We start from the raw sequence: 1,799 nt of genomic DNA, 5'->3' as shown, positions 1-1,799 counted from the left end.
GGCCTGCAGCAGGCGGATCACCGTGCCTCCCGCAGGCGGTCGGCGAACGACAGCAGCGCGGTGAACTGCTCGGGCAGGCCGGCCGGGCCACCGTCGGGGTCCTTGAAGTAGAAGCCCAGTTCAGGCAGCGGACCGGACAGGCCCGCCTCGTGGGCGCGGGCGACCAGGCGGGCCAGGTCCAGCACGAGCGGTGCGGCCAGGGCCGAGTCGCAGCCCTGCCAGATGGTCTGGAGGACCATGCGCGTGCCGAGGAAGCCTTCGAAGGCGACGTGGTCCCAGGCGGTCTTCCAGTCGCCGAGCGCCGGTACGTCGTCGATGTGCACCTCGCCCTGCGGTGTGTGCCCGAGGGCTTCGGTCAGGACGCGTTCCTTGCCGGCGTTCTTCGCCGCCGCGGCCGCCGGGTCGGCCAGCGCCGCCCCGTCGCCCCCGCCGAGCAGGTTGGTGCCGGACCAGGCCCGTACGTGCAGGGCGCGTTGGACGAACATCGGGGCGAGCACGGCCCGCAGCAGTGTCTGGCCGGTCTTGCCGTCCCGGCCCGCGTGGGGAAGTCCGGCCGCCGCGGCGGCGTCGGTCAGGGCGGGGGTGCGCAGACCGGTGGACGGGGTGAAGTTGACGTAGGGGCAGCCGGCGCGCACGGCGGCGGCCGCGTACAGGGAGCTGGGCGGCAGCCGTTCGGCGTCGGGCGCCGGCAGCGGCTCGGTGGAGGAGAGGTTGACGACGACGACCCGCGCCAGGGCGTTGCGCTCGCGGAACGAGATGAGGTCGGCGGCGAAGTCGGCGATGAGTTCCTCGTCGCCGCGCGGGTCGTCCGGGAGCGGGCCACCGGGCCGTATCTCCTCGTCGGCGGCACGGAGTTCGCCGCGTACGGCGGGGGCGAGGCCGTGCGGCAGGACGCCCGCTTCGGTGAGGTGTTCGGCCCGCTTGGGCAGCGGACAGTGGGCGGTGTCGTGGCCGCCGAAGACGAGGGAGGTCAGCGCCGGCAGGCCGGTGCCGTCGAACGGTGGGGTCTCGGTGACCATGCCGGTCGGGGCATGCAGTCCGGCGGTGACGGCCGCGCATCCGGCGACGGCGGTGGTGGCCACCGATCCACGGGCTCCGACGAACCAGACACCGGTGCGTGCGGTCCGCTCGCCGATCCGGGGTTGCGATGCGTTCCCGTCGTTGTTCACGGGCTGCCTCCCTGCCATGTCGATGTTCCGATGTGGTGTGGAGGGCGGTGGGTGGGGCGCGAGGCCTCCGCCCACCGCCGGCACTTGGGCGGCTTTGGCCGCGGCCCCAGGAGGGCTGTCTCCGTGGTCGGCGCGGTTACGGCGTGCGTGTGGCGGCACGTGAACCGCCGGTGAGAGGTGCGGGATACCCGAAGGCGTTCGGCCCTGCGCTGTGCAGGACCTCCTTCGTGGGTCGGGCTAGCGGTGTGCCACACGATCTGGATGAGCCGTCAGTTTCGGACCACTGTGTGGTGCCTGTGCACGAAGGGGACCGTAGTCGCGTTCGTCCTTGACCGGAACCCCTTGTGCACGAAGAAGACGAACTTTCTCCAGGTTCAGGACAAAGCGGTAGGAGGGCAGCCCGGATCGGCCCGGCGGCTCACCAGGCACCATGGGTCTGCTCCCCAACTGGGCGCAGTACGCAGTCATACGGCGCACCAGCGGTGGAGCCGCTAGTTGTCGCCGCCTCCGAACGCGGCGTCGAAGGAGGCCGACGGCGGCTCGAAGTCGTACTTCTTCAGGCTCCTGAGCGCCTCCGGGGCGCCCTGGAGGCGGTCCATGCCGGCGTCCTCCCACTCGACCGAGACCGGA

General features: G+C 72.2%; 1 protein-coding gene and 1 pseudogene. Both read right to left on the bottom strand.

The window, feature by feature from the left end; translation table 11 throughout:
- Positions 1-17: 17 nt before the first annotated feature.
- Positions 18-1,169 carry an inositol-3-phosphate synthase gene (locus EHS43_RS43795; RefSeq protein WP_185806667.1) on the bottom strand — a complete coding sequence of 384 codons (1,152 nt, stop codon included), beginning with the start codon at positions 1,167-1,169 and terminating at the stop codon, positions 18-20.
- Between the two features lie 491 nt (positions 1,170-1,660).
- Positions 1,661-1,799, bottom strand: a pseudogene (locus tag EHS43_RS43790) (sugar phosphate isomerase/epimerase); the annotation flags it as partial.

This window comes from Streptomyces sp. RP5T, assembly GCF_003933965.1.
In the GTDB taxonomy this organism is placed as follows: domain Bacteria; phylum Actinomycetota; class Actinomycetes; order Streptomycetales; family Streptomycetaceae; genus Streptomyces.
The sequence above is the reverse complement of the archived record's forward strand: the minus strand, read 5'-3'. Positions and strand labels throughout refer to the sequence as shown.